We start from the raw sequence: 22601 nt of genomic DNA, 5'->3' as shown, positions 1-22601 counted from the left end.
TCGAGGTTGACCTCGCGGATCAGCTCCGAGCGCGGGGTGTCGGCGAGCTGGCCGGTCAGCAGCACGAGCGAGCCCTGCGGTGCGGCGGTGCGGTTCACGGCCTGGTTGGCCCGGAAGTCGAGGGTCGCCTTCTTGCGCTCGTCCTGATGGACGTACTTGAGCGAGAAGCTGAGCGAGAACCCCGGCGTCCCCGCCGTGTTCGTGCCGGCGGCGCTGGTCGTCGGACGGCCCTCCATCGTGCGCGGGCCCCGTTCGCCCTCGGTCACCGCGGCGGGGGTCTCGGCCTTCTGCTCGCCGGTGGCCGACGGCGCGGGCGGCTGGGACAGGTCGCGCGCCATGCGGGTCGCCTGCTCGAGCGGGCCGGCGGACTTGGTGGCCGCCGCCGGCACCGTCAGCGACGGCTTGAACATCTTGGCGATGATCTCGTTCTTGATCAGCCCCATCGCTTCGGTGCGCAGCGCGTTCTCGCCGCTCGCCTCGGCGTCGTATTCGGTGATCTCGATGGTGATGGCGCCCTGCTCGCGCAACCACTCCAGGGTCGCGTCGAGCTCCGCGCTGATCACCGCGTACTGAAAGCCGACCTGGGCCTCGAAGCGATCGTAGACGCGGGCGTAGTCGACCTCGGCCTTCACCTGCAAGGCCGGGCGGATGCCGGTGTAGGTCAGGTCGTAGACGACGCCGATAAGCCCCCCGCCGTGCGCGAACGAGTCCTCGACCAGCGTCGCGCCCTCCTGCGACAGGTGGACGCCGAACAGCGCGAGGTTGTCGCCGTACAGCGACGGCTTGGTGGCGCCGAACAGCTTCTCCACGAAGGCGTTGGTCGGCGCGGCCGGGGTCTCGCCGGTCGGCTGGCCCTCCGCGCCGAGGGCGACGAGGCGGACCGCGCCGGTGTGGAACGGGACCGGGGCGAGGCTCACCTCGCCGTCCGCGTACGAAGCCAGCTTGTTGCGGGTGTCCTGCAGGACCTCGTCGTCGACGCCGATGTCGACAGTCATGGTCAAGAACCCGCCGCCGAGCTCCTCCTTCGTGTCGGGCGGCATGTTCGGGTTGTCCGTCACGTCGCGCGCATACTTGAGGAGCTGAAAGGAGGGTCGCCCGGTGGCGCGGTCGCGGTGGATCCGCGGCGCCGCAGGGAAGTAGTAGAATTGGTTCGGGTTCTGGAAATCGCGGTGGATCTGAAGCGAGTTCAGGAAGAAGATCGGACTATCGAGATAGAGCATGGCTTCATCTCCTCGTGAAATGTCGCTAGGCGACCTCGGTGGGGACATTCAGCAGCAACGCGCCTGCGGGTGAAGCCCCCGGCACGCTCTTCGTACGACCGTTGCGCCAGCGGTAGACGACCTCGTACACGTATCCGACTTGAACCGCATTGGGCGCCCGGTACGTGAAATCTTTGCGCTGATCGAGCTGCTCGAACACGAGCTCGGTGGCGGCCCCGCTGGCGTCGACGGGCGAGAGCGTGACCGTGATGTCCCGCAGCTGCACGTCATCGAAGCTCGGGCCCGCAGGCCGGACCGACACCGTGCGCTGCATCGGCACCCGGCGCCCGAGAGTCAGCGTCGGGGCGTCCGACTCGATCCACTCCGCCGCCCGCAGCTCCGTGTTGTCGTTGAAGAACAGGGTGAAGCAGTACTCGTAGCGGCGCTGTCGGGGGTCGGCGGCGTTGACCCGCCACACCTGCGGCTTGAGGTCCTGATCGAAGAACAGCCGGCCCTCCTGATAGCTGCCGGGCCGGTCGTCGTCGGCGTAGCGCAGCGAGACATCGGCCCACGCGAGCTCCGCCGGCGGCTCGGCGACGTAGACGCGGACCAGGAAGCTCTGCGTGAACGGGACGTCGAGCACCACCGCCGATTCGTTGGCGACCTGCCACTGGCTCGGGATCGCGGCGCCCATGGCCGGGTAGTAGAGGACGCGGTACTGCGTCACGCCCTCGACGTCGCGCGGCGTGCGGACGCGGAAGCGGCAGCTCTGAGCTGTGGCGGTGAGCTTGTAAGTGCGCTCGACCTGATAGCCGGAGTCGTCCTCGTGCTTGACCTCGACGAGGACGACGGGGAACTCGCCGGCGGGGAAGCCCTGCTTGAGGACGAACTCGACGCTGCGGGTGTAAAACAGCTCGAGCGGGTTGAAGGCCAGCACGCGATCGGTCCGGACCTCCTCCGGGCTCGAGAGTCGGAGGTCCTCGCCGTAGATCGCGTCGGGGTCGGCGTCGTCCGGGGCGATGAACTCGACCTCGTAGCCGCAACGGTAGCGGAACCCGTGCCCGGGCTGCAGCCAGGCCTTGAACTCCATGCGGTCGGCCATGCCGGTGAACGTCTTGTCCGTCCCCTCCTCCGGGTCGGCGCCGTAGCGGATGTGCGGGTGGACCCACGCGATCTTGGCGCGAGCGAAGTCGAAGCCGCCAAGGACGCACTGGACGTCGAGCTGGCGGAAGAACAAGTCGCTGTCGCTGTTCACCTCCTGCGTGTAATCGGGAGGTCCGCCGGCGGCAGGAGGGCGAAGAGGTTGGCCTGGGGGTAGATGACGCGCTCGACGGCGGTGACGCGGGTCGAGTCGAAGGACAAGAAGCGGCGCTCGTCCTGCGTCAGCTCGCGCCGGCGGTAGCCGCAGCTCGGCTGCACGACGAGCGAGCGCGCCACCTCGCCGACCAGCCCCGGGATCATGTTGTAGCGCGGGTTGTCGGCCGAGAGCACCGGCGTGAAGAACTTCTCGAGGATGTACTGCTGCATCTGCTTGCGCAGCTGGTCGACCTCGCCGGAGGCGCCGGGGTCGTAGATGACCTCCTCGAACCGCAGCAACGACTTCTGCTCGAGCTCCTCGACGATGGAGGTGCTCTCCAGCGTGAAGAAGAACAGGTCGACGCCGCACTTCTCCTCGATGTAATGATAGATCTGCTCCCACTGGGCCTCGACCTTGAACTTGAAGGCGGGCTGCAGGGCGTCGAACTTCAGGCTGTAGACGATCGAGATGCCGATCGGTCCGCCGGCGGCGAGCGAGGCGTCGAGCATGCTCGCGCCCTCCTGGCTGAGGCGGGCGCTGAAGGCGGCTCGGTTGTCGCCGTAGAGGCTCGGCTTGCCGAAGCCCTGCAGCCGTTCGACGAACAGGTTCTTGCGCTCGGGCGGCGCATTGTCCTCCCAGTCCTGCTCGCCGAGCACGTAGCAGGCGACCTCGCCGGACTTGTAGAGCAGCGGCGCGAGGTTGACCTCGCCCGCCCCGGTGTGGAACGTCTCCTGGACGTGGGCCTTGAGCGCCGTCAACTCCTCGGTCGTCAGCGCCAGGTCGCAGTCGAAGAACACGACGCCCGTGCGGACGCCCTCGCCCTGGGGATCGGTCAGACCCCCGGCGAGCTTGATCAGCTTGAAGACCTTCCGGCCCGTCGCGGGATCCACGGCGAGGCGCGGGGGCGGGAGGTAGTAGAACTGCTTCGGGTCACCGTAATCAGGCAGCACCATGATTCCGTTCCACATGGTGCTGGCGCCGCCGAGGTAAATCATGGCGATGGCCTTTCTCTTGCGGGTCGAAGTGGTCGCGCTAGACGATGGGGGGCTCGAGCACGACGGTCTCGGCCTCGCTATGGTTCGGCTCGGTCTCGGAACCAAGAGCGATCTTGCTGTACGGCTTGGTGTAGATCTGCGCCCACCACTGGTAATCCTTCTTGTTGAGGTCGCGGATGAACTGCTTCCAGGTCCACGCCGCGTCGCCGCGGTTGAACACGTGGTCATCGACGTCGGCGTTGCCGGCGGGGTCGACGTACTTCATCCGGACCACGATCTTCACGATCTCTTTCGTCGGGTCGGGGAGGCCGACGACCAGGACCAGCGGGTCCACGGTCACGCGCAGCATGTCCTCGTCGTCCAGGGGATCGCCCGTGGTGACCATCGAGTGCTCGTCGCCGGTGAACCACCCGTTGGCGGGCGCGTCGACCAGGTCCCCCGAGGTGAACAGACCGCCGCCCTGCCGCCGGCGCGTCCAAAAGTACGAGAACGTCCTGTGCGTGGGGTCGACCAGGGGCACCGACCAGGTCTGGCGCCAGCCGCCCTTCTCGCTCAGGTACACCTGACCACGCACGCGGTACCCGTTGGCAGGATCGTCGTAGCTCAGGTCGACCACGTCCTGCTCCCACGTGGGCGAGGTGAACTTGGCCATGATCGGCACCTCGAGGTATTGCTGGAACGGGCTCTTGATGTCGAAGCGGTCGGCCTTGACCTCGATGTTGCGGTGCTCGGACTCCTGGATCTGGTTGCCGTTCTGGAGGACGTAGGTCAGCGTGACGAAGAAGGGCTCGGTGCGTCGGACCCAGATCGCCTCGTCGAACCACTGTTCGTCGTGCTTGGCGTCGAACAGGAAGGTACGGTGCACCTCCTGCGGGTCGGCGTCGGACTGCTGGAACCTGACCTGCGCCTCGACGTACTTCACGACGTCCCACGGCATGCCGATGTGGTCGAGCCGCAGCCGGGCCCGGCCCGGAACGGCGACCGGGATGTTGAGCTCCGTCTTGTCGCAATTGCCGGCAAGCTGCAGCGGCGCCCTGGAGGGCTCGCGGAAGCAGACGCGCGCCTCCCAGCGCACCTCGTTGACGCCCGGATCCTTGGGCCATTTCACCTCCCAGCGCCCGCCGTTCGCCGTACTCGAGCCGGCGCCCGCGGCGTCCCAGGTGTGCGTGACGCCGGGCCCGTCGCCATAGTAGGCGGTCACCTCCACGAACAGGATGTCGGTGGGCTCGGGCGCCGCGCCGGCGGCCGGGAAGTCGGCGTAGACCTTGATGCCGAGCGTCCGATTCTGATAAAATTCGTCGTCGCCGAGGTTGACCTCGCGGATGTAGTCCTTGAGCGTGTCGCCTTCGCTCGTCAGCCGGCCGAGGGTCCCCTGAGGATAGATCGACCGCTCGATGGTGGCGCTCTGCTCGATGGTGATGTTGAGATCGCGGAAGTCCGACTCGCTCAGCGACTGCAATTGGATGTCGGCGAGCTGCTCCTTGGTCGCCCGCTCCGGCGGCGGCTTGTAGAACTTCTGCTTGATCCAGTCCTGTAGGATGCCGAGCGCCATGTCCTGCAAGGCCTGGAAGGTCTTGTCGTCGATGGTGAGGCCGCCGCTGTCGATGGTGACGTTGACGATGTTGCTGCTGTGGACGTGCTCGGAGATCGAGCGGACCACCCGGTCGGGATCGGAGCACACGCCGCCGCCGTTGATCTCGGAGCCGTAGCGCTTGTACATGCTGTAACAGTCGGAGGCGGCGGCGTAGATCTTGATCCTCACCGGGGGCAGCTTGGCCAGGAACTTCAGGTGGTAGTTGACCTGCACCGGCGAAAAATTGGCGTTCTCGAGCGCGTCGGCCAGCAGCGTGGCCTGCCACGGCGCCAGGACGGCGGCGAAGCTCGAGACGTTGTTGCCCATCAGCGACGGCTTGCCGGACTTGGAGACGCAGGTAAAAGGCCGTTGCTGGTGTCTTCCATCAGCAGGTGGACGTCGCCGTCAGTCCAGGTCGGCTGGCGGAGGACGATCTGGAAGCCCTCGGGCACAGCCTTGCCCTCGCGCAGATACTTGGCCTTGACCTGGGCGTCGAGTTGCTCGCGGATGTTGTCCTTGACCTTCTCGTCGACGCTGTATTCGGTGTCGAAGGTGAGGAAGGCGCCCGCGACTTCGCCATCGACCGTGGGGATCGTTCCGGCCGCCATGGCGTCGGGCTGGCCCTTCTCGGTCGCGGTGGCCGCGGCCGTGGTCGCGCCGGCCGGGACATTGCCGCGGAACTTGAGGAGCTGAAACACCGGCTTGCCGGCGGCGTCACGGCGGAACCGCGGATAGGGCGGGATCAGGTAGAACACGTAGTCGAGCTGGGAGTCGGGATACACGGTGACGTCGACATCATCGACTCGGAAGTCCTGGGGGTTCTCCATGTACAGCATGACAATCTCCGGAATGTGGGGTGGCCTTTTCGACGTGCGCGAAGATGCTCGATATCGATGATTGGAGGCCGTGCGGATCTCGAACGTCGGCGATATGACGAACCGCGACCATCGCCGACGCGAAACTCTTTCGGTGACGAGTGGCCGGCAGCCGCAGGTCTTGCTGAGGCCCGCCGGCGCCTGTCTCATCAAACAGGTGATTTCTTTGCGCGTTCCCTACGGCGTGCCCGACCCATGCATGGGCTGCCGATGCCCTCGCTGGCGCGGCGCAGAAGCTGCACCTCGGCGCAAGACGAACCGGGGTCTGCTGCGCCCAGTACGCATGATCGCGGGACGTCGCGTCACTCCCAAATCTGGCACGGCAATTGCTCAGACCGCCGTCCCATGCGCCCCGCGCCGACCGCTTCATCCGCCTCATCCCCTGCAGTTGCCGGCGTCCCGCCGTCGACCAGGACCGCTGAACGGGTCGGGTCGTCGCCATACAGTCCGCTGTCCGCCTACTTTCGCGAGCTGTCGCAGCTCCCCGCGCTGAGCCGCGATGAGGAGCTCGACGCCGCCACGCGCATCGCGGCCCTGCGGGCCAACTTCTGGCGCACTCTCTTCGGCCATGCGCCGTTCGTCGCGCCGCTCTGCGAGTTCCTGGTTGATGCGCTGTCCGACGACGACCGCCCTAACCGGCGCGACGAGCTGGCGCGCGTCGCCCGGGCCTTCGACCACACGCTGCCGGAAGGCGCGACCTTCGAGCGGATCCGCGACGAGCTTGGTGAGGTCCTCGTCGAGGTCGACTGCGCGGTGATCGACCGCCTCGTCGCCGGCCTCGCCGTCGTCGAGCGGTGCGGCGGCAGCGAGCGGGTGGGACTGCGCCGCCTGCCGACCCAGGAACCGATCTTCTGGCGCTTCGCCGCCGAGGTGCGGGGCAGCCACCGCGCCCTCCAGGTCGCCAAGAACGCGTTCGTCCGCGCCAACCTGCGGCTCGTCATCGCCATCGCGCGACAGTACGACCGCGGCCTGCTGCCGCTGCAGGATCTGATTCAGGAGGGCAACCTCGGCCTCCTGCGCGCCGTCGACCGCTTCGACCACCGCCGCGGCTGCCGCTTCGCGACCTATGCCGCGTGGTGGATCCGGCACGCCATCCACGCGGCGGTGTACGACAAGTCGCGCGACGTCCGGCTGCCAGCGCACGTGCGAATGGCGCAGAGCAAGCTGCGCCGGGTCACCCGGGAGTTCGAGGCGCAGCACGGCCGGGCGCCGAGCGACGCGGAGCTCGTCGCGCTCACGGGCCTCGGCGGCGATCGCCTCGAACGCGTGCGTGGGGCTCGCACCGACGCGCCGCTGAGCCTGGATCACGCCGTGTCCGGACCCGACGGCCTCGTGTTGCATGAGGTCCTGATGAACCCCGACGACGCCACCGCGCCGGAGCGCATCGATGAGACGATCATCGCAGCGCGGGTGGGCAACGCGTTCGCCCGGCTGTCGTCGGTCGAGGCCGACATCCTCCGCAAGCACCTCGGGCTCGACGACGAGGAGGGCGGCCTGACCTTGCAGCAGATCGGCCGCACGCATTCGCTGTCGCGCGAGCGCATCCGCCAGCTCCGTAAGCAGGCCCTCGTCAAGCTGCGCGCTGAGCTCCGGCGCCAGGGCCTGGCCTGAGCGAGGGCGCGTAGAGGGCTCCCACGACCAAGGCGGCCGCTTTCGCGCTAGGGTGGCGCGACTTCGTCAGCACCGTGGGGCGCTGTGCGTCAAGCTCGTCGCCGAGCCGACGCCCGTGGCCGTCCTGCCGCCGCCGCTGTCGCTCTATCACGGCCGGGCGATGCCTCTGCGCACAGTGATCCATTCCCTTGGACGGTCGTGGGGGGCCTCGTCGACCCCGACTATTGCGCGAGCTACGGCCTCGTGGTGCTCGTCCATCATGGCCCGATGGGCCACGGCGACCATACGCACCTGCTCCAATCGCCGCTGATCGGCGAGCGGCCGGGCCTTTTCTCGCGCACATGGCGAGACGCCGGTCGAGTTTCGGTCTGGCTTCCGCGATGACCGAAGGTCACGCTGAAGATCAATGCATCATACATCGCTGATTTTGCGCTGACGCGGCCGCCTCTCGCGGTACATGATTGTCGATGAAAGGTACTCGCATGTTTCGACATCGTCGCGCGCTCAGTAGCGCGCTATCTCTCCTCGTACTCGGCTGCGCGAATCAGTACGCCGCCGCATCCTCGGACTTTGCCACCGTGGTGATCGAGAGCAGCGATTCGCTCGCCAGCATCCTCGACCTCGACCGCCGTTCGTGCGTCGAAGATGCCCTGGCCCGCGACCTGATCGGCCGCGAGCAACCAGGCCCACCGCAGAGCTGGTCGGACGCGCGCAAAGCGGCCGAGAAGTCGTGCGACAACGCGGCGCAGCGCGCCGAGCTGCGCAAGCACGTCGGCCAGCTCGCCGCCTACGCCAAGGCGCTCAAGGCCGTCGGCGGCAGCGCGAAGTACTCCGGCGACGAGCTGAAGGCGCTGTCCGAGGACGTGTCGGACCTCGCCGCCACGGCGCGGCTGCTCGACGCGAAGCAGGCCAAGGTCGCTGCCGTCGCGGGCAGTCTGGTCGCAGACGCGGCGACGTTGGCGATCCGCGGCTACTCCGTCCGGGAATTGCAGAAGGCGGTCCGCGAGGCGAACGACGCGGTCAAGAATTCCCTCGCGGCGCTCAAGCGCATGAACGCGGCGGCACGTCTGCGCACCGAGGGGCTGCGCGCCTCGATGGACACCGTCGTCGACGGTTATGCATTGAAGATCTCCGTCCCGTTGTCGACCCCCGCCGCGCCGGACACCGCGCCGCAGCGAGAGCGGTCGGCGCGCTGCTCGATCTCCACGACTTTGCCGCCGCCCACGGCGAGCGGATCGCCGACCGACTCGCCGCCCATGCGGCGATCGACGGCATCGTGGACGATCTCGCCGGCGCTCACCAGGATCTGTACGACCTCGCTGCCGGCGAGCTGACCGACGCGCAGCGGCTCGAGCGGCTCAAGGAGGCGCTCGGGAAGGTGCTCGAGGCGTTGACCCAGGTCGTGGAGCTGAAGAACGCGCTCAATGAGGAGAACTGAAATGAAACTGCCGACTGAAATCATCAAGGCGCTGATCGAGAGCCGGGCCGAGTGCGACCGACTTTATATCCGGGCGAGACCGGCGGACGAAGGTGAGGCCGCGCGGCTTCGCGTCCTCTTCGATCGCACGCGGGAGCTGTCGCGCGACATCGACCGGATGATCGACAAAGAAATCGACGCCTCCCTCCACCAGATGCAGGCGTGGATCGCCGAGCTCGCGCCGATCACCGCGCATCTTCGCGAGATCCAGGCGAACATCGACGGCATCGTGACGGCGGCGGGGCTCATCGGTCAGGTGCTGAAGATCGCCGTGGCAATCGTCGGTCTCATCCTCGCCGTCTAGCGAAACAGGGCCGGCTGGGCGTTTCCGGGCCCAGAAGCAGCGGCGATACGAGCCCGCCCACGCGCAGCTCCTTCGCAGAGAGTGCAAGGTCTGCGGCGCGAGGGCGGGTCGCTGGCAGAGCCGACCCGGGAGCGCTCGGGAACCCCGCAAAAACACTGCCGTTTAGGACAGCGCCACGGCGCTCGCCGGTTTGGACCCCGGGTTGCAGCCCGGGCTGACGTCCGTCTCAGTCATGCACACAGCAATCGTCCCACAGCGCCCGAACCTCGCGCACGTCATCGCCGACGAGTCGTCGCTACGTCGACGACGAGCCATCCTGGGCTGGGCGCTGGCGTTCATCGTCCTCGCCGGAGGGGCGGGAGTCGCCGTGGCGATGCGTCCGAAGCCTGTCCTCGAGGCCGAGCGGTACCGCAGCGAACCTGCCACGCGCGGAGCTCTGGTCCACGAGGTCAGCGCGACCGGGCACCTGGAGGCCCGCAAGACCGTCTCCGTGGGTCCGGAGATCTCGGGGCGGATCGCCAGCGTCGAGGTCGACTTCAACGATCACGTCGTCCGGGGGCAGGTGCTCGCGCGATTCGACAAGACCTCGCTCGACGCCGAGGCCGAGCAGGCGCACGCGAGCTTGCACGTGGCCCGCACCGCACTGACCGAAGCCGAGGTGGCGGCGGAACAGACCGCACGCGAGCGCCAGCGGGTCGAGGCGCTGTACCTGAGCGGCGCGGTGTCAGCCGCGGAGCGCGATGCCACCGTGTCCGGCGACGAGCAGAGCGCCGCGCGGGTGCGGAACGCTCGCGCCCACTGGGCCTGCAGCGGGCGGGCAGCCGCATCGTCGACACCAACCTCGCTCGTGCAGAGATTCGCTCGCCGATCGACGGCATCGTCATCCGCCGCTCCGTGGAGCCGGGTCAGAGCGTCGCCGCCGCGTTTCAGTCGCCCGAGCTGTTCTTGCTGGCCGAGGACCTCGATCACATGGAGGTCCGGGTCGCTATCGACGAGGCCGACATCGGCCAGGTCCGTGCCGGCCAGCGCGCCCAGTTCACGGTCGACGCCTATCCCAACGAGGCTTTCCCCGCCGTCCTCACCGAGGTGCGCAACGCCGCCGAGCTGACCCAAAACGTCGTCACCTACGAGGCCGTCCTCGCGGTCGACAACCCGGGCCTCAAGCTGCGCCCGGGGATGACCGCCTCGGTGAGGGTCATCACCGCCGAGGAGGCCGACGCCTTGCTGGTGCCCAACGCCGCGCTGCGATTCACGCCACCTGGCCATGAGGACAGCCGCAACCACGCGGATGGCGTGTTCGTCGTGAGCGAGGGCGGCCGGCCGCGCTTCGTGCCGCTGACGATCGAGCTCACCGACGGCGCGCACACGTCCGTTCGCGGCGACCTGGTCGCCGGCGAACCAGTCCTCGTCGATCTCGCCGCCGCCAAGCACGGCAAGAAGGGCTGAGCGATGCCGACGCGTGGATCGATCCCCCTCCTGTCCCTGCGCGGCGTCAGCAAGCATTTCGGCGACGGCGATGCGGCGTTCGTGGCCCTCGACCACGTCGACCTCGACATCGACAGCGGCGAGTTCGTCGGCATCCTCGGCGCGTCCGGGTCGGGCAAGTCGACCTGCATGAACATCCTCGGCTGCCTCGACATGCCGACCGAGGGTGCTTATTGCGTGGAAGGTACGCCCGTGCAGCAGCTCCACCCTGACGTCCTGGCGCGGCTGCGCAATGAGCGGTTCGGCTTCGTGTTTCAGGGCTTCAACCTGCTGCGGCGCACATCCGCGCTCGAGAACGTCGAACTGCCGCTGGTATACGCCGGGGTCGGGCGCCGCGAGCGCGAGCGGCGGTCACGGGAGGCCCTGGCGCTCGTCGGTCTCGCCGGGCGTGAGGCGGCGCTGTCGAACGAGCTCTCGGGAGGTCAGCAGCAGCGGGTCGCTATCGCCCGCGCGCTCGTCAACCAGCCCCAGGTCGTCCTCGCCGACGAGCCCACCGGCAACCTCGACTCGCGGACCGGCCGAGACATCATGGAATTGCTCATGCGACTGCGCCGCGAGCTCGACCTCACCATCGTCATGGTCACCCACGACCGGGATATCGCCGGGTACGCCGAGCGTCACGTGGTCTTCAGCGACGGCAAGATCGTCGACGACCGCCTGCTGCGGGGGGTGGCGGCGTGAGGACCGACGTGACCGCCACGCTTGCGCTGCGAGCTCTGGCGCGCAACAAGATGCGCTCGTCGTTGACGACCCTCGGCGTCGTCATCGGCGTGGCAGCGGTCGTCATGATGCAGGCGCTCGGGGCCGGGGCTACCGCCCGCGTCACCGGTGAGATCGCGGGCCTCGGCAGCAACATGCTCATCGTCCTGCCGGGCGGCGCCGGCCACGGCGCATTCGGCAGCAATACCCGCGGCGCTCCGCTGTTCACTCTCGCCGACGTCGACGCCATCACCCGCGAGGTCGGCGCGGTCCGCCACGTCGCCGGCGTCAGCAGCCGCTCGATCCGGGCCGTCGTCGCCGAGAACAACCGCAGCACCACCCTCTCGGGCGTGACCACCGGCTTTTTCGCCGTCCGCGGCTGGAGTGTCGAGCGCGGTCGGCTGCTGACCGAGGACGACGACCGCCAGTCGCAAAAGAACTGTGTCATCGGGCACACGGTCGCCGACGATCTGTTCGGCGGCCAAGACCCGATCGGCGCCGAGCTCCGCCTGCACGATCTCGGGTGCCGTGTGGTCGGCCTGCTGGAGACCAAGGGCGTGTCGACTTTCGGCCAGGACCAGGACGACTTCGTGGCGATGCCGCACACCACCTACGCGCGGCGGATCGGCGGCGACGACCACGTCGGGACGCTCATGGTCTCGGCCGTGTCGGAGGAGCGCACCGACGAGGCCAAGGCGGCGATCGAGTCGCTGATGCGCCAGCGTCGGCGGATCCGCGCCGACGAGGATGACGACTTCACGGTCCGCGACCTGCGCGAGATCCAGAACATCCTCAGCTCGGTGACCGGCGTGCTCACGACCTTGCTCGCGAGCGTCGCTGCGATCTCGCTCGTCGTCGGTGGGATCGGGATCATGAACATCATGCTCGTGTCGGTCACCGAGCGCACCCGGGAGATCGGCGTTCGCCTGGCCATCGGCGCGCGCAGTAGCGACATCCTGAGCCAATTCCTGGTCGAGGCCATCGTGCTCTCGGCGGCTGGCGGGCTCGTCGGCGCGGCGCTCGGAGCGGTCGGCGCATTAGTGCTGAGTCGCGTCCTGGCCACGCCGTTCGTGTTTCCGCTCGAGGCCGCCGCGCTGGCGCTCACCGTCTCGGTCGCCGTGGGTGTGGTATTCGGTGTGTTCCCGGCCCGCAAGGCCGCGCGGCTGCGCCCGATCGAGGCCCTCCGGTACGAATAGCCCACGAGATAGATGTATCGTGATGCTCGTTGTCGTTGTGCGTGAAGAACGTCGCGGAGATTTTCGTGATCGTGGCGTTGAGGTCGGGCACGCGGACATCCTGGCAGCGCGTTCATTCCGACGAGGGGAGCCCCGAACTCTCGACGAGGGCGAGGATGACCGCACCGACTCCGTACCCGCGATCGTCCTCCAGCGGGATCTTGGCGTAATACGCGAGGTCGCCGGGCATCGTCGGTCCGGAGATGCCGGTGACCACCGGCTCGCCGGCCTCGTCGGCGACGATCTGGGAGCGCACCCCGGCGAGCGCGCGCTCGATCGCCGGCAGCGCCGACGCCTCGACGTGGCCATAGCGGAACCCGCGTGCGAGGCCGTAGGCGAACAGCGCCGCCGTCGACGTCTCGAGGTAGACCGCCTCGGGCCGATTCAGCACGATCCACCACAGCCCCGATGCGTCCTGGCTGGCCAGGATCCCGCTCACCTGCCGCGCCATCGCCTCCGCCGCGACCGCGTCGCCTTCGCCGCGGACGGTGCGAGCGCGGAGGTAGTCGAAAACGGCAGCCGACGCCCACCCGTTGCCGCGTCCCCAGTAGATCTCGGGGTCGACGCCGAACCACTGGTCGGCATGCACGTAGAGCCCGCTGGTGGACTGCAGGCGCTCGCTGAAGATCCGGACCTGCTCGCCGTACTCGGTCAGCAGTGATGCGTCGTCAGCGTGCTCACCCCAGCGCGTCATGACATTGCCGAACATGAACAGTGAATCGACCCACAGCGTCACGCCGAACAGGTCGAGCGCTCCGAGGTGGTTAATCCCGCCGTGCTCGCCGCGGAGCGCGACCTCGTCGAGGTAGTGCAACGCGTCGTCGACCACCGCTCGGTAGCGCGGCTCGCCGGTCGCCGCGGCCAGGATCGCAGCGATCGCCGCCGGCGCGCAGGTGTCGCTCGATTCGATGCGGTAACCCTCGGCGATGTGGCGCTCGATGTAGGCCTTGTAGTGATCGCGGAACTCGGTCTCCCCCGTCACGCGATAGAGTTCCGTCAAGCCGAGCATGAAGACCGTCTCCTCCCAGTCCCACGTCTGCTCGACCGCCGGGTGCGTCTTCATGTGGCGGCGCGCGATCGCCTTGGCCAGCGCGACCGACTCCGAGCCGGGGTCGCGCTTCTCCGCGTAGCACGCGGCGTCCGGCGGACCTTCGCCGCAATCGTCGAAGTAGGCTGGCTCGCCGTCGGTCTCGCTCGTCCCGCTGCCCTCGCTCGTGGTCGTGGGCCCGCCCGTACTGGTCGTCCCGCTGGCCTCCGAATCGCCATCGTCCTGCCCGGCCGGCGGCGAGCAGGCGCTCATCGTCGACGCCAGCGCACACTGCATCATCACTCGAGTCATGGCTCGCATAAGCCTCACGATGCGCGAGGTTTGACCAGCAAGCCGCGCATTGTTTTCCGCGGCCGCGCTCGCGTGGTCACGCGGCGCTAAATCTTCCGGCCTCGCCTCGCTCGCGGCGCCCACTGTCTCCGCATGCTCCGCAAGCGTCCTGTCGTCCTCGCGTGGTCGATGCTCCTGGCGTGCAGCCCCGCCGATGAGCTCGCGCCCGGTGAGCTCGCGGCGTGGCAGATCGAGCGGCAGCAGGACTACCTCGAGTTCGCCTGCTCGCAACCGCTCGACCCGGGCAGCATGGCCCACGTGTTTGTACACCTCACTTGCGCGGCCCGGCTCGCCGATCACGACGTGCCCGCGGTCCCGGACGACGCCTGGGACCCCGTCTTCGCCCACGTGACTGCGCTGCGCGACATGAGCGACTTCCACGTAATGCGCATGCTCGGCCTGCTCTACGGCCACGGCGATCACCCCGCGCTGTCGCCCGCGCTGTGGCGGCGACTCGAGGCGACGGTCCTCGACTTCAAGTACTCCTACGTCGACCCCACACCCGCGCGCGAGGTCGACGGCGCGCCGGTCGTCGACGCCATGTGGTACTGGTCGGAGAACCACGACCTCGTGTTTCGCGCTTGCGAGTACCTCGCCGGGCAGCGCTATCCCGACCGCGTGTTCTCGACCAGCGGGCTGACCGGCGCCGAGCACATGGCCCGCGCCCGCGGCGAGCTGCTGCGCTGGATCGACACCCACGCCCGCTGGGGCTTCGTCGAGTGGCACTCGGACGTCTATTACAACCTCGACCTCCAGCCGCTGCTGATGCTGGCCGAATGGGCCGAGGATCGCGCGCTCGCCGAGCGGGCAATCATGGCCCTCGATCTTCTGTGGCTCGACATCGCCACCCACCTCCACCGCGGCAACTTCGGCGCCACCCATGGCCGCTCCTACATCAAGGATAAGGCGGCGGCCGAGCTGAGTGACAGCTTCGACGGCGCGCGCCTGCTGTTCGCCGACACCGACCTCGACTACGCCGATCCGACCTCCTATCTCGCCGGGCTGCTCGTCGCCACCACCACCTACGCGCTGCCGTGGACGATCCACGAGATCGCCCGCGACGACGCGCCGATGCTCGACCGCGAGCGCATGAACATCCCGCTCGACGAGACGCCGCCGCCGTCCTGGGGCGCCCCGGTCGCACCGCCGCCTCATGGCCTGCGCTACGACGAAGCCGCGCTGCCGATCTGGTGGGCCATGAACGGGTTCACCGCCTGGCCGCTGCTGCCGCTCACCCTCACGGTCGCCGAGGAGCATGGCCTTTGGGACAGTCAGTTCGCCGACCTCGCCGTGGTCGCCGAACTCGTCGACCTCGACCAGGACCCCGCCGGGGTCCTCGCCGACCTCTACCCGCTCTACGACGCGTTCTGGCGGATCTTCAACGTCGGCCTGCTCAAGGAGGTCCACACCACGACGTACCGCACCGAGCACTACATGCTCTCGAGCGCCCTCGACTACCGCCCCGGCCTGATGAGCGACCAGGTCCACCCGTGGCAGGCGACGCTCGACGAGCGGGCGGTCGTGTTCACCCAGCACCCGAGCCGTCTGCCGCCGGCGGACGACCCCGGATTCTCCTGGCACGACTTCGACGAGCCCGGACCCGGCTACTGGACCGGCGAGGCCTCGCTCCCGCGGGTCGGCCAGGACCACAACGTCGGCGTGATCCTCTACGCGCCCCAGTTCGCGCCCCGCCCGCTCGGCCTCGACGACTTCGACTACCGCGACGAGACCCACGCCTATTTCCCGACCGCCCACTTCGACGAGGTCGTGCGCGACGGGCAGTGGACGCTCGGGCGGCGCGGCGACGGCTACGTCGCCCTGTTCTCGCATCGCCCGACCGCCTGGCGCGAAGGACAGCCCGAGGTCCACGCCAACGGCGGCCGGCCGTTCGACCTCGTCGCCGAGGGCGGTCCCGACAATGCGTGGATCGTCGAACTCGGCGACCGTGCGACGAGCGGCAGCTTCGCCGAGTTCCGCGCCAAGGTCGTCGGCGCCGAGGTCGTCGTCACCCCGGTCCCCGACGCGGACGGCGACGGCTTCGACGACGGCTTCGCCGTGCGGTACGACTCACCCTCGCGCGGGCTCCTCACCTTCGGCTGGCACGAGCCGCTCGTGGTCGCCGACGCCGAAGTCCCGCTGCGGCACGACCTCCGGCTCGACAACCCGTTCGTCCGCGCCGACTTCGACGACCCGCGCTACGAGGTCGTCTACGGCGACCATCGGCTGCGGCTCGACTTCACTGCGGGGTCCCGCTCCCACACCCCCGCCCGCCGAGCATTGACCGGGCCGTACATCGCTTCCGCCGATGCCCTTGACCGCATGGATTCCCGCACCGGCCGCAGCTCCGTCGCGCGCCTGAAGGTGGCGACGCATCAAACTCCCACCGAGGGGCCTGCATCGTTCCTTCATCGCACGCCGGATACCCGGCGGACAAGCTTGCGAAGCTGCTGTCGCACGCGACCTTCGTCGCTGACTCGCTGCCGAACTCATGACAACGGGGGCAAACCGAGCGAAAACGCTCAGCTGGTCGTGCTGCATCAATCCCGCGGGCGTACTCGCGCCAGGTCGCGGAGAGACCGAAGGGCACACGACGGGTCAATGCCGCGCAAACTTCTCTATCATCTCGGTCGATGTTCGACGAGGAGGCCGAGATCCAACTCGGTGTGAGCCGGAGAATCCGAGTGATTCGCTCCTGGGGCTGGGACGCGCGTGACGGGAGGCGAGTTACGCCTGCAGATGCGGCCGCCGTCGCGGATGCCTTGTTGCGGGGCTCGGTGGGGACATACAGGTTTCGTGAACTCGTCGCCGCCCTGGTCGCCGGAGGCCGCGATCCCCGACCTGCCCTCGAGCAGCTGCTGGTGGACAACTTCGTGTCGATGGAACTGCCCGACACGCACGGAAAGTGGCAAGGGCCCGGCGTAAAGCGGCTGGAACAACCCGATCCAGCGCTGGAGCGGGCGTCGCGCAGTGCGCTGACCTGGGTCTCGGTCACCGTCGTGGACGGCGACGAGCCGGGGCGCTCCTTCGCCGGTGCGCAGTTCAAGCTGCGGCTCCCCGACAACTCCGTGCGGGCCGACGCGCTCGACGGTGCTGCCGGGGTGCGCGTCGAGGATATCGAGACGGGCAAGTGTCGGTTCGAGCTGACCGACGTGCCCCGCGCTCCGGCGCCGTGACCACCCTACCCGCAGGACCGAACGATGCCGACGGATGCCGACATTCTGGTCACGTGCACCCACGCCGAGTGCTCGCTGAAGGTCAGAGTGCCGCTGCTCGACCTGGCGACCCTCAAGCTGCTGTACGAGCAAGACGCCATCCCCAGCCACGACGCCGCCGAGGCCGACAAGGCCGCGGTCCCCTGCCCCGCCTGCCTGCGGAACGGCCGCGACGGCCTCCTCGTGTATCTCACGGATCACCTGCGCAAGGCGCCGCCCGACCTCGAGGTGATCGTCCCGCTCGTGTTCGACACGGCGGTGGCGTTGTGGAAGCGCGCCGCCGAGCGCTGGACCGTCCCCGGCAAAGCGGCGGACTATTCGCCCGCGAAGGTCGGGCCAGCGGTCGGCGTTCGCCTCGGCATCCGGCCCTACGGTGGCTACGTCCTCCGCCCCGGCAACAACGACAATCAGCCGCAGTACGGCGACTCGCCCCCGCTGACCGCCAAGGTCAATCCGCGCTACATCCGCGAACTCAAGCACGACCTGCTGTATCTCGCCTACTACGGCACGCGCGAGCGTCTGGCGTCGCAGCCGCTCGGCGGCGTCCCGGTATTCGAGGCCACCACCGTGGGCGCCGTCCTGGCGCTCAAGTTCGATCTGTCGTTCTTCTACGGGGTACCGACGACCACCGACCTGACGCAATCGATGGTCAGCGACGACGAGCTCCGCGCGACGAAGCTGGAGACCTTCGCCAAGCCGATCTACTTCGACCCCGACCTGCCCGACAACCCAGTCAAGCCGATCGCCCAGGCGCTGATCTATCCGCTCGCTGACCGGATTGAGCGGCTGCAGAAGGCGCACGCCCACTACGAGGCGGGCCTCCTCGCGTTCGAGCAGTCGAAGGCCGCCGACCTGAAGCCCAAGAAGGTCGCCGCGCTGCGCGGGAAGGCCCTCGCCGCCTTCAAGAAGGGCATGGCGAAGCTTCCCGCGGACGTCCCGGCGGTCGATCTCGGGACGGCGAAGAACCTGCACGGCGAACGGAAATCGCGGGGCGTCGAAGAGGTGCTCGCCCACGCGGAGTTCGAGCACAGCCGGCGCGAGCCGTGGCAGTCGTTCGCCACCGACCTTCGACTCGCCGTGGCGCTCGACCGTGCGGGGGAGAAGAAGCGGGTCACGGCGCTGCAGCAGCTGCTCACCGACCTCGCCGGCGAGGAGAAGGCGCTCAAGTCGTTCCAGGGCCCGGTCGAGCGCTACCGCCAGTACGCGGACGCGATCGCGGACGCCACCGCAGAGCAGGCCGAGGACGTACGCCGGCTCATCGGCGGATTGCCCGAGACCTTCGGCACCTATCGGGCAGAGCTCCATCGCTATGCTGCAGTCGATCAAGCGACCGCCTTCTACATCAAGGCCATCCTCGCCGAGCTCCCGATCGGCTCGGGCAGCGGCAAGCTGAAGACCCCGCCGGGGCGCAAGCTCGCGTATCACGTGCCGATCGGCGGGATCGCAGGCGAGCCCAAGGACCTGGAGACCTACGCCAACATGGTGATCGAGGCCTGCGAGTCGGGCGGGGCCTTCTTCGTCCCGCCGCTCATCATGCTCGAGCGGCAGAAGAACGAGTCGGGCTACCGCGCGACCGACAAGGTCGGCAACCTCGCGCTCACGAAAGAAGAGCGTGAGGCCCGCGTGCCGATGGTCGGCATCGATTGGAGCAATGGGGCCGCAAGCGCCCGCGCAAGGCGCTGACGCTCTTCGCGTTCTCGGAGTTGTTCACCAACAGCGTCGGTCGGCGACAGACCGAGCACCCCGGTTATCACGGGCCGATCGTCCACTCGCGCGGGGTAGGCGGCGGCCAGGTCACTGCGCCGACTCTGGTGGAAGGCGTGAGCCCGCCGCGAGAGCTCATCGGGGGCTACTCCTGGGTGTCGGGGATCCCCGTCCCGAAGGATGGCAAGATGCCGACGCCCGACAACTGGATGGGCGCGAAGGGCTCGATCGAGCGCGCACGCGACCTGTTGCAGAAGAAGTTCACGTTGCCGACCAACGCGCGCCGCGACTGCACCTTCGGCCGAGTACCCGGCGGCAAGAAGTACGACTGCGCGGCTTGCTTGGCGCGGTTCAAGCTCGACGATCCGCCGGAGTTGCGGTGGATGCCGGGCGGCGGCATGGCCTCCTATTACTGCTCCGCGGACGCCTCGCGCTGGCCGGCGCTGTTCGGCGAGCCCCTCGCCCACGACGATCCCGAGGGCCGGCGCGAATTCCCCTGCACCTGGCTGCGCGCGATCCAGCTCTACGCAGGCGGCGGACAGAAGGCGTATGACCGCATCCTCAAGTCTGCGCGCGAGATCGTGGCCGTCGGCAAAGGCGTAGCGAGCGACGAGGTCCTCGACGACGACGGCAACCCGATCGACGACAAGGAGAAACAGAAGGCGGCCAAGAACGCCGCCAAGATGATGCGGGCGGCGTTCGTCCGCGTGCGCAAGCGCCTGTAACGAAACAGCGTCCCGGCTCGAAGATGGTCGTCACCACGCGGGTCGGTAATCGCGGCGAGACGTCCCGGTCAGCTCGCAGATCCCGGATCGCCTGGACCTCCGACAAACTCGTTATTCGCATTGTCGCTAAACCCTTGCTCCGCCTTTCGCCAGATGCATGCGATCTCCACGCTCGCCAGCAAGGCCTCGAGATCAGGCCCAGGATGCCGCGGCAGTAGTACTGCAAGGCGTGTCTCCTCCGGGGCGAAGCGGCGGTAGTCGAGAAGCTGGCCAATCGCCATGCGGATAGCCTCCCGGGTGACCACCCCCTTCGCCTCGATGAGTTGCCCTCGCTGCGGGATGTAGATATCGCTGAACATCTCCCTTCCGAAACCACCGCCCGCGGCGCCCGTCCGAGTTACGTCGACGCCGCACGCACGACCAGCGATGCATCCCGGAAGACGTTGGCAGCCAGAGGCTGCTGAGTGTCCTCGTGCTGAAGGGTCTGCTGCCGAAGGCTAGAGCAAACTCAGGGAGGGGCCGAATATGGTTGCCCACGGCGGCCGGAATACCAGCAGGATCCGAGTTTTGGGGCAGATCTGTGGCACCAGAGGCACCCAGAGGCAACCCGCGGCAAATCTCCCTCCCCGCCCAAACCCCTCCGTGTGGAGATCCGCGGTGTTCTGGCAGCGGAGGGGCTCTTGGCGAGGATGGGTCAGAACTTGTTGGTTAGGTTTGCCAGCGACGCCCGCGTCTGAAGTACCAGGCCATGTGAGCGCGGGTTGGGGCCGCGCTCATGGGTAGAACTTGCCGGCCCACAGGGTCGCGTCCTGGGATCGTCTTCCGGTAACCATGACGAAACCCTGCTGATCAAGCTCGACCGTCCGGCCGCTCTGGCTCGTGCCGACTTGGAGCTTCTTGACCCACAAGGTGTCGCCGACCGGGTTCAACTTCCGGATCGTTACCTGTGAGTTAGACTCGTGCCCAGCGTAGAAGATGTTGTCGTCCTGGTCGACCGCGACGCCGTGGACGATCCCGAGCGGGCTTGAATAGGTCTTCGCCCACTTCTGCGCGCCCGCGTCGCTGTACGCCGCGACCCACATGACCTCGATGCCGCTCATCGTCGCCAACATGCCGCCGACGACAATGTCGCCGCCGGGCCGCGCCACGATTGCCAGCCCCTTCTCGCCGTTGGAGCTGGCCGGCGGGTTGGGGTTGGTGTGCTCCCACAAAAGCGCGCCAGCCGACGAGTACTTGGCGACCCAGATGTCGCCATGCGAGCTACCCGTGACCAGGATGTCGTTCTGCCCATCGAACCCGACCGCGTGGGCGGTGGAGGAAGACTGCCCGGCCTCGTGCAGCGCGGTCCACACCGTCGCGCCGTCAGGAGTGTACTTGCGGATCCACGCCGCTTGCCCGCTATTCTTTTTCGCCGCGCCGACGGCCACGATCGCGCCGTCCGTGTCCTCGGCGATGCGGTACGCGAACCCGCCGAACATCCCGGAGTACTCTTGCTCCCAGATCGGCTCGCCGGCGGCGTCACGTCGTTCCACGACGATCGTGCTCGGCCCGACGCGGTACCCCACCAGCAGCAGGTCGCCGTTGTCGGCGACGTCGACGCCCTGCGGGAAATAGTCGAAGCCGAGCGCAATCTGCGTGATGTCGCCGTTGCTGTTGGCGACCCGATGAAGGCCGCCGAAGTTCTCGGCGTGCCCGAGCACGACAACGATGTTACCCTGGGCGTCGAGCGCGGAGCCGTTAACGTAAGCGCCGCTGGCGTAGTGCGAGCGCTGCCACAGTGACCACCCCGGGGTGATGCTGCAGTTCGCCTCGCAGCCGTCGTTGTCTTTGATGTTGCCGTCGTCGCACTCCTCGACGCCCGCCCACACGTACTTGTCGCCGCACTGCGCGGCGATGCACGCGTTCGTGCAGGCGTCGAGGTTGTCGGCGTTGCCGTCGTCGCACGCCTCGACGCCGGCCCGCACGAAGCCGTCGCCACACTTGGCGGTGAGGCAGGTCGACGGACACGCGTCGTCATCGTCGATGTTGCCATCGTCGCACTGCTCTCCGACGTCGAGTTCGCCGTCGCCGCAGTTGGGCGGGAGATCGCCAGTCGAGCCGTCGCTGCTACCGCTGTCGCCGGTCGTGCCGGTGTTGTCTGCGGGCTCGTCGATCATGAACACGCACACGTCGAAGTTCGGGTGGCAGGACATGCCGGATGGGCATGTCTTGCCGCCCGCACAGTCGAGCACGCACGCTTTCTCGCCGCCCTCGAGGATCTCGGCACAGGTCGAGACTGCGCCGGCGTCCTGCGGATCGGCGAAGCAGTCGCAATCGTCGTCGCAGGTGAGCGAGCAGGCGCCGAAGCTCGGTTTCTGCATGTCGTCGGAGATGCAGAGTGGCGCCGGACCATCGCACTGCGCGCCGTTGACACAGTCGTTGTAGTTGCCGTCTGGGCGCTCGGGGCAGCGATCTCCCGTCGTCGAGGTCGTCGAGGTCGTCGAGGTCGTCGAGGTCGACGAGGTCGTCGAGGTCGACGAATCCGGCTTGCCGGTCGACGCTTCGTCGACTCCTGTCGTCGTCGGCGCCGTTGTGCTTGTCGGCTGACTGCCGCCTGTCGTCTCGCCGCCCGTCGAGGTGCCGAAGGAGCCGGATGAATCCGGCATGGCCGTGGGATTGATGGAGTCGTCGCCCGGACAAGCCGCGAGGACCAATAAGGCCGCGCCGAGGCGGACGTTTATTGAACGTATGAGCATCCGCGCAAGGATGCCGGAGCGCCACCTCGCCGTCAACAGACGCAGACCTCAGGTTCGATCGGCTACTCGACCCCGTTCGCCTGGAAGAGCTGCCACC

General features: G+C 68.1%; 21 protein-coding genes. 13 read left to right on the top strand and 8 right to left on the bottom strand.

Annotation, left to right across the window (positions count from 1 at the left end; all coding sequences use genetic code 11):
• Positions 1-156: 156 nt before the first annotated feature.
• Together OV079_RS50495 and OV079_RS50490 are read left to right on the top strand one after the other, a co-directional pair.
• Positions 157-573, top strand: coding sequence for a hypothetical protein (locus OV079_RS50495; protein WP_267777698.1), 417 nt, complete (start codon positions 157-159; stop codon positions 571-573).
• 122 nt (positions 574-695) lie between these two features.
• Positions 696-1238, top strand: a complete 543-nt coding sequence (locus OV079_RS50490; RefSeq protein ID WP_267777696.1) for a hypothetical protein — start codon at positions 696-698, stop codon at positions 1236-1238.
• A gap of 7 nt (positions 1239-1245) precedes the next feature.
• Here OV079_RS50490 and OV079_RS50485 read toward each other — a convergent pair whose 3' ends face one another.
• The 4 genes from OV079_RS50485 to OV079_RS50470 are packed head-to-tail and all read right to left on the bottom strand — an operon-like array spanning position 1246 to position 5891.
• A complete protein-coding gene (locus OV079_RS50485) occupies positions 1246-2454 on the bottom strand; it encodes a hypothetical protein (RefSeq protein WP_267777695.1) in 1209 nt (402 codons plus the stop codon).
• Complete coding sequence (locus tag OV079_RS50480; protein ID WP_267777694.1) at positions 2451-3491, bottom strand: hypothetical protein; 1041 nt, start codon at positions 3489-3491, stop codon at positions 2451-2453. Before OV079_RS50480 ends, OV079_RS50485 begins: the two co-directional genes overlap by 4 nt.
• A 37-nt stretch (positions 3492-3528) precedes the next feature.
• Positions 3529-5391, bottom strand: coding sequence for a hypothetical protein (locus OV079_RS50475; RefSeq protein WP_267777693.1), 1863 nt, complete (start codon positions 5389-5391; stop codon positions 3529-3531).
• The gene (locus OV079_RS50470) at positions 5391-5891 is read right to left on the bottom strand and encodes a hypothetical protein (RefSeq protein WP_267777691.1); all 501 of its coding nucleotides are present in this window, start codon (positions 5889-5891) and stop codon (positions 5391-5393) included. The genes OV079_RS50475 and OV079_RS50470 overlap by 1 nt, the downstream gene beginning before the upstream one ends.
• Positions 5892-5957: 66 nt before the next feature.
• Here OV079_RS50470 and OV079_RS50465 point away from each other — a divergent pair, with 66 nt between their 5' ends.
• From OV079_RS50465 to OV079_RS50450, 4 genes are all read left to right on the top strand, one after another.
• Positions 5958-7550: a sigma-70 family RNA polymerase sigma factor gene (locus tag OV079_RS50465; protein WP_267777690.1), complete on the top strand. Its 1593-nt coding sequence runs from the start codon at positions 5958-5960 to the stop codon at positions 7548-7550.
• A 581-nt stretch (positions 7551-8131) separates the two neighbouring features.
• The gene (locus tag OV079_RS50460; RefSeq protein ID WP_267777689.1) at positions 8132-8884 is read left to right on the top strand and encodes a hypothetical protein; all 753 of its coding nucleotides are present in this window, start codon (positions 8132-8134) and stop codon (positions 8882-8884) included.
• Complete coding sequence (locus tag OV079_RS50455; protein ID WP_267777688.1) at positions 8827-8988, top strand: hypothetical protein; 162 nt, start codon at positions 8827-8829, stop codon at positions 8986-8988. Before OV079_RS50460 ends, OV079_RS50455 begins: the two co-directional genes overlap by 58 nt.
• A gap of 1 nt (position 8989) precedes the next feature.
• Positions 8990-9331 carry a hypothetical protein gene (locus OV079_RS50450; protein ID WP_267777687.1) on the top strand — a complete coding sequence of 114 codons (342 nt, stop codon included), beginning with the start codon at positions 8990-8992 and terminating at the stop codon, positions 9329-9331.
• 295 nt (positions 9332-9626) lie between these two features.
• Here OV079_RS50450 and OV079_RS60710 read toward each other — a convergent pair whose 3' ends face one another.
• Positions 9627-9947, bottom strand: coding sequence for a hypothetical protein (locus OV079_RS60710; protein WP_267778907.1), 321 nt, complete (start codon positions 9945-9947; stop codon positions 9627-9629).
• 278 nt (positions 9948-10225) lie between these two features.
• On the opposite strand from OV079_RS60710, the gene OV079_RS60705 reads away from it, so the two are divergent.
• Genes OV079_RS60705 through OV079_RS50430 form a run of 3 tightly spaced genes read left to right on the top strand, consistent with a single transcriptional unit; the run spans position 10226 to position 12711 of the window.
• Positions 10226-10777, top strand: coding sequence for an efflux RND transporter periplasmic adaptor subunit (locus OV079_RS60705; RefSeq protein WP_476703785.1), 552 nt, complete (start codon positions 10226-10228; stop codon positions 10775-10777).
• 3 nt (positions 10778-10780) lie between these two features.
• Positions 10781-11497: an ABC transporter ATP-binding protein gene (locus tag OV079_RS50435; RefSeq protein WP_267777686.1), complete on the top strand. Its 717-nt coding sequence runs from the start codon at positions 10781-10783 to the stop codon at positions 11495-11497.
• Between the two features lie 50 nt (positions 11498-11547).
• Positions 11548-12711: an ABC transporter permease gene (locus tag OV079_RS50430; RefSeq protein WP_338089158.1), complete on the top strand. Its 1164-nt coding sequence runs from the start codon at positions 11548-11550 to the stop codon at positions 12709-12711.
• Positions 12712-12823: 112 nt separating this feature from the next.
• Here the strand turns inward: OV079_RS50430 and OV079_RS56915 are convergent, their stop codons facing one another.
• Positions 12824-14551, bottom strand: coding sequence for a glycoside hydrolase family 88 protein (locus OV079_RS56915; protein WP_267777684.1), 1728 nt, complete (start codon positions 14549-14551; stop codon positions 12824-12826).
• On the opposite strand from OV079_RS56915, the gene OV079_RS50420 reads away from it, so the two are divergent.
• Genes OV079_RS50420 through OV079_RS50405 form a run of 4 tightly spaced genes read left to right on the top strand, consistent with a single transcriptional unit; the run spans position 14495 to position 19769 of the window.
• Positions 14495-16795: a hypothetical protein gene (locus OV079_RS50420; RefSeq protein ID WP_267777682.1), complete on the top strand. Its 2301-nt coding sequence runs from the start codon at positions 14495-14497 to the stop codon at positions 16793-16795. The two genes, OV079_RS56915 and OV079_RS50420, sit on opposite strands and share 57 nt — an antisense overlap.
• Positions 16759-17301 carry a hypothetical protein gene (locus OV079_RS50415; protein ID WP_267777680.1) on the top strand — a complete coding sequence of 181 codons (543 nt, stop codon included), beginning with the start codon at positions 16759-16761 and terminating at the stop codon, positions 17299-17301. Before OV079_RS50420 ends, OV079_RS50415 begins: the two co-directional genes overlap by 37 nt.
• A 24-nt stretch (positions 17302-17325) precedes the next feature.
• The gene (locus OV079_RS50410) at positions 17326-19023 is read left to right on the top strand and encodes a hypothetical protein (RefSeq protein WP_267777679.1); all 1698 of its coding nucleotides are present in this window, start codon (positions 17326-17328) and stop codon (positions 19021-19023) included.
• Positions 18984-19769: a hypothetical protein gene (locus OV079_RS50405; RefSeq protein ID WP_267777677.1), complete on the top strand. Its 786-nt coding sequence runs from the start codon at positions 18984-18986 to the stop codon at positions 19767-19769. The genes OV079_RS50410 and OV079_RS50405 overlap by 40 nt, the downstream gene beginning before the upstream one ends.
• A gap of 68 nt (positions 19770-19837) precedes the next feature.
• Here the strand turns inward: OV079_RS50405 and OV079_RS50400 are convergent, their stop codons facing one another.
• Together OV079_RS50400 and OV079_RS50395 are read right to left on the bottom strand one after the other, a co-directional pair.
• Positions 19838-20128, bottom strand: a complete 291-nt coding sequence (locus OV079_RS50400; RefSeq protein WP_267777676.1) for a hypothetical protein — start codon at positions 20126-20128, stop codon at positions 19838-19840.
• A 414-nt stretch (positions 20129-20542) separates the two neighbouring features.
• Positions 20543-22540 (bottom strand): DUF4215 domain-containing protein, encoded by a 1998-nt coding sequence (locus tag OV079_RS50395; RefSeq protein ID WP_267777674.1) that lies wholly within the window; start codon positions 22538-22540, stop codon positions 20543-20545.
• Positions 22541-22601 lie beyond the last annotated feature (61 nt).

This window comes from Nannocystis pusilla (genome assembly GCF_026626665.1).
GTDB lineage: Bacteria > Myxococcota_A > Polyangia > Nannocystales > Nannocystaceae > Nannocystis > Nannocystis pusilla.
This window is presented reverse-complemented; position numbering and strand designations above follow the sequence as displayed.

Excerpts from the sequence above, each read along its gene's own strand:
- OV079_RS50480 (WP_267777694.1), bottom strand. The coding sequence starts at position 3,491 with ATGATTTACCTCGGCGGCGCCAGCACCATGTGGAACGGAATCATGGTG.
- OV079_RS50475 (WP_267777693.1), bottom strand. The coding sequence starts at position 5,391 with ATGGGCAACAACGTCTCGAGCTTCGCCGCCGTCCTGGCGCCGTGGCAG.
- OV079_RS50470 (WP_267777691.1), bottom strand. The coding sequence starts at position 5,891 with ATGGAGAACCCCCAGGACTTCCGAGTCGATGATGTCGACGTCACCGTG.
- OV079_RS50465 (WP_267777690.1), top strand. The coding sequence starts at position 5,958 with ATGATTGGAGGCCGTGCGGATCTCGAACGTCGGCGATATGACGAACCG.
- OV079_RS50450 (WP_267777687.1), top strand. The coding sequence starts at position 8,990 with ATGAAACTGCCGACTGAAATCATCAAGGCGCTGATCGAGAGCCGGGCC.
- OV079_RS50435 (WP_267777686.1), top strand. The coding sequence starts at position 10,781 with ATGCCGACGCGTGGATCGATCCCCCTCCTGTCCCTGCGCGGCGTCAGC.
- OV079_RS50430 (WP_338089158.1), top strand. The coding sequence starts at position 11,548 with ATGCGCTCGTCGTTGACGACCCTCGGCGTCGTCATCGGCGTGGCAGCG.
- OV079_RS50420 (WP_267777682.1), top strand. The coding sequence starts at position 14,495 with ATGAGCGACTTCCACGTAATGCGCATGCTCGGCCTGCTCTACGGCCAC.
- OV079_RS50415 (WP_267777680.1), top strand. The coding sequence starts at position 16,759 with ATGTTCGACGAGGAGGCCGAGATCCAACTCGGTGTGAGCCGGAGAATC.
- OV079_RS50410 (WP_267777679.1), top strand. The coding sequence starts at position 17,326 with ATGCCGACGGATGCCGACATTCTGGTCACGTGCACCCACGCCGAGTGC.
- OV079_RS50400 (WP_267777676.1), bottom strand. The coding sequence starts at position 20,128 with ATGTTCAGCGATATCTACATCCCGCAGCGAGGGCAACTCATCGAGGCG.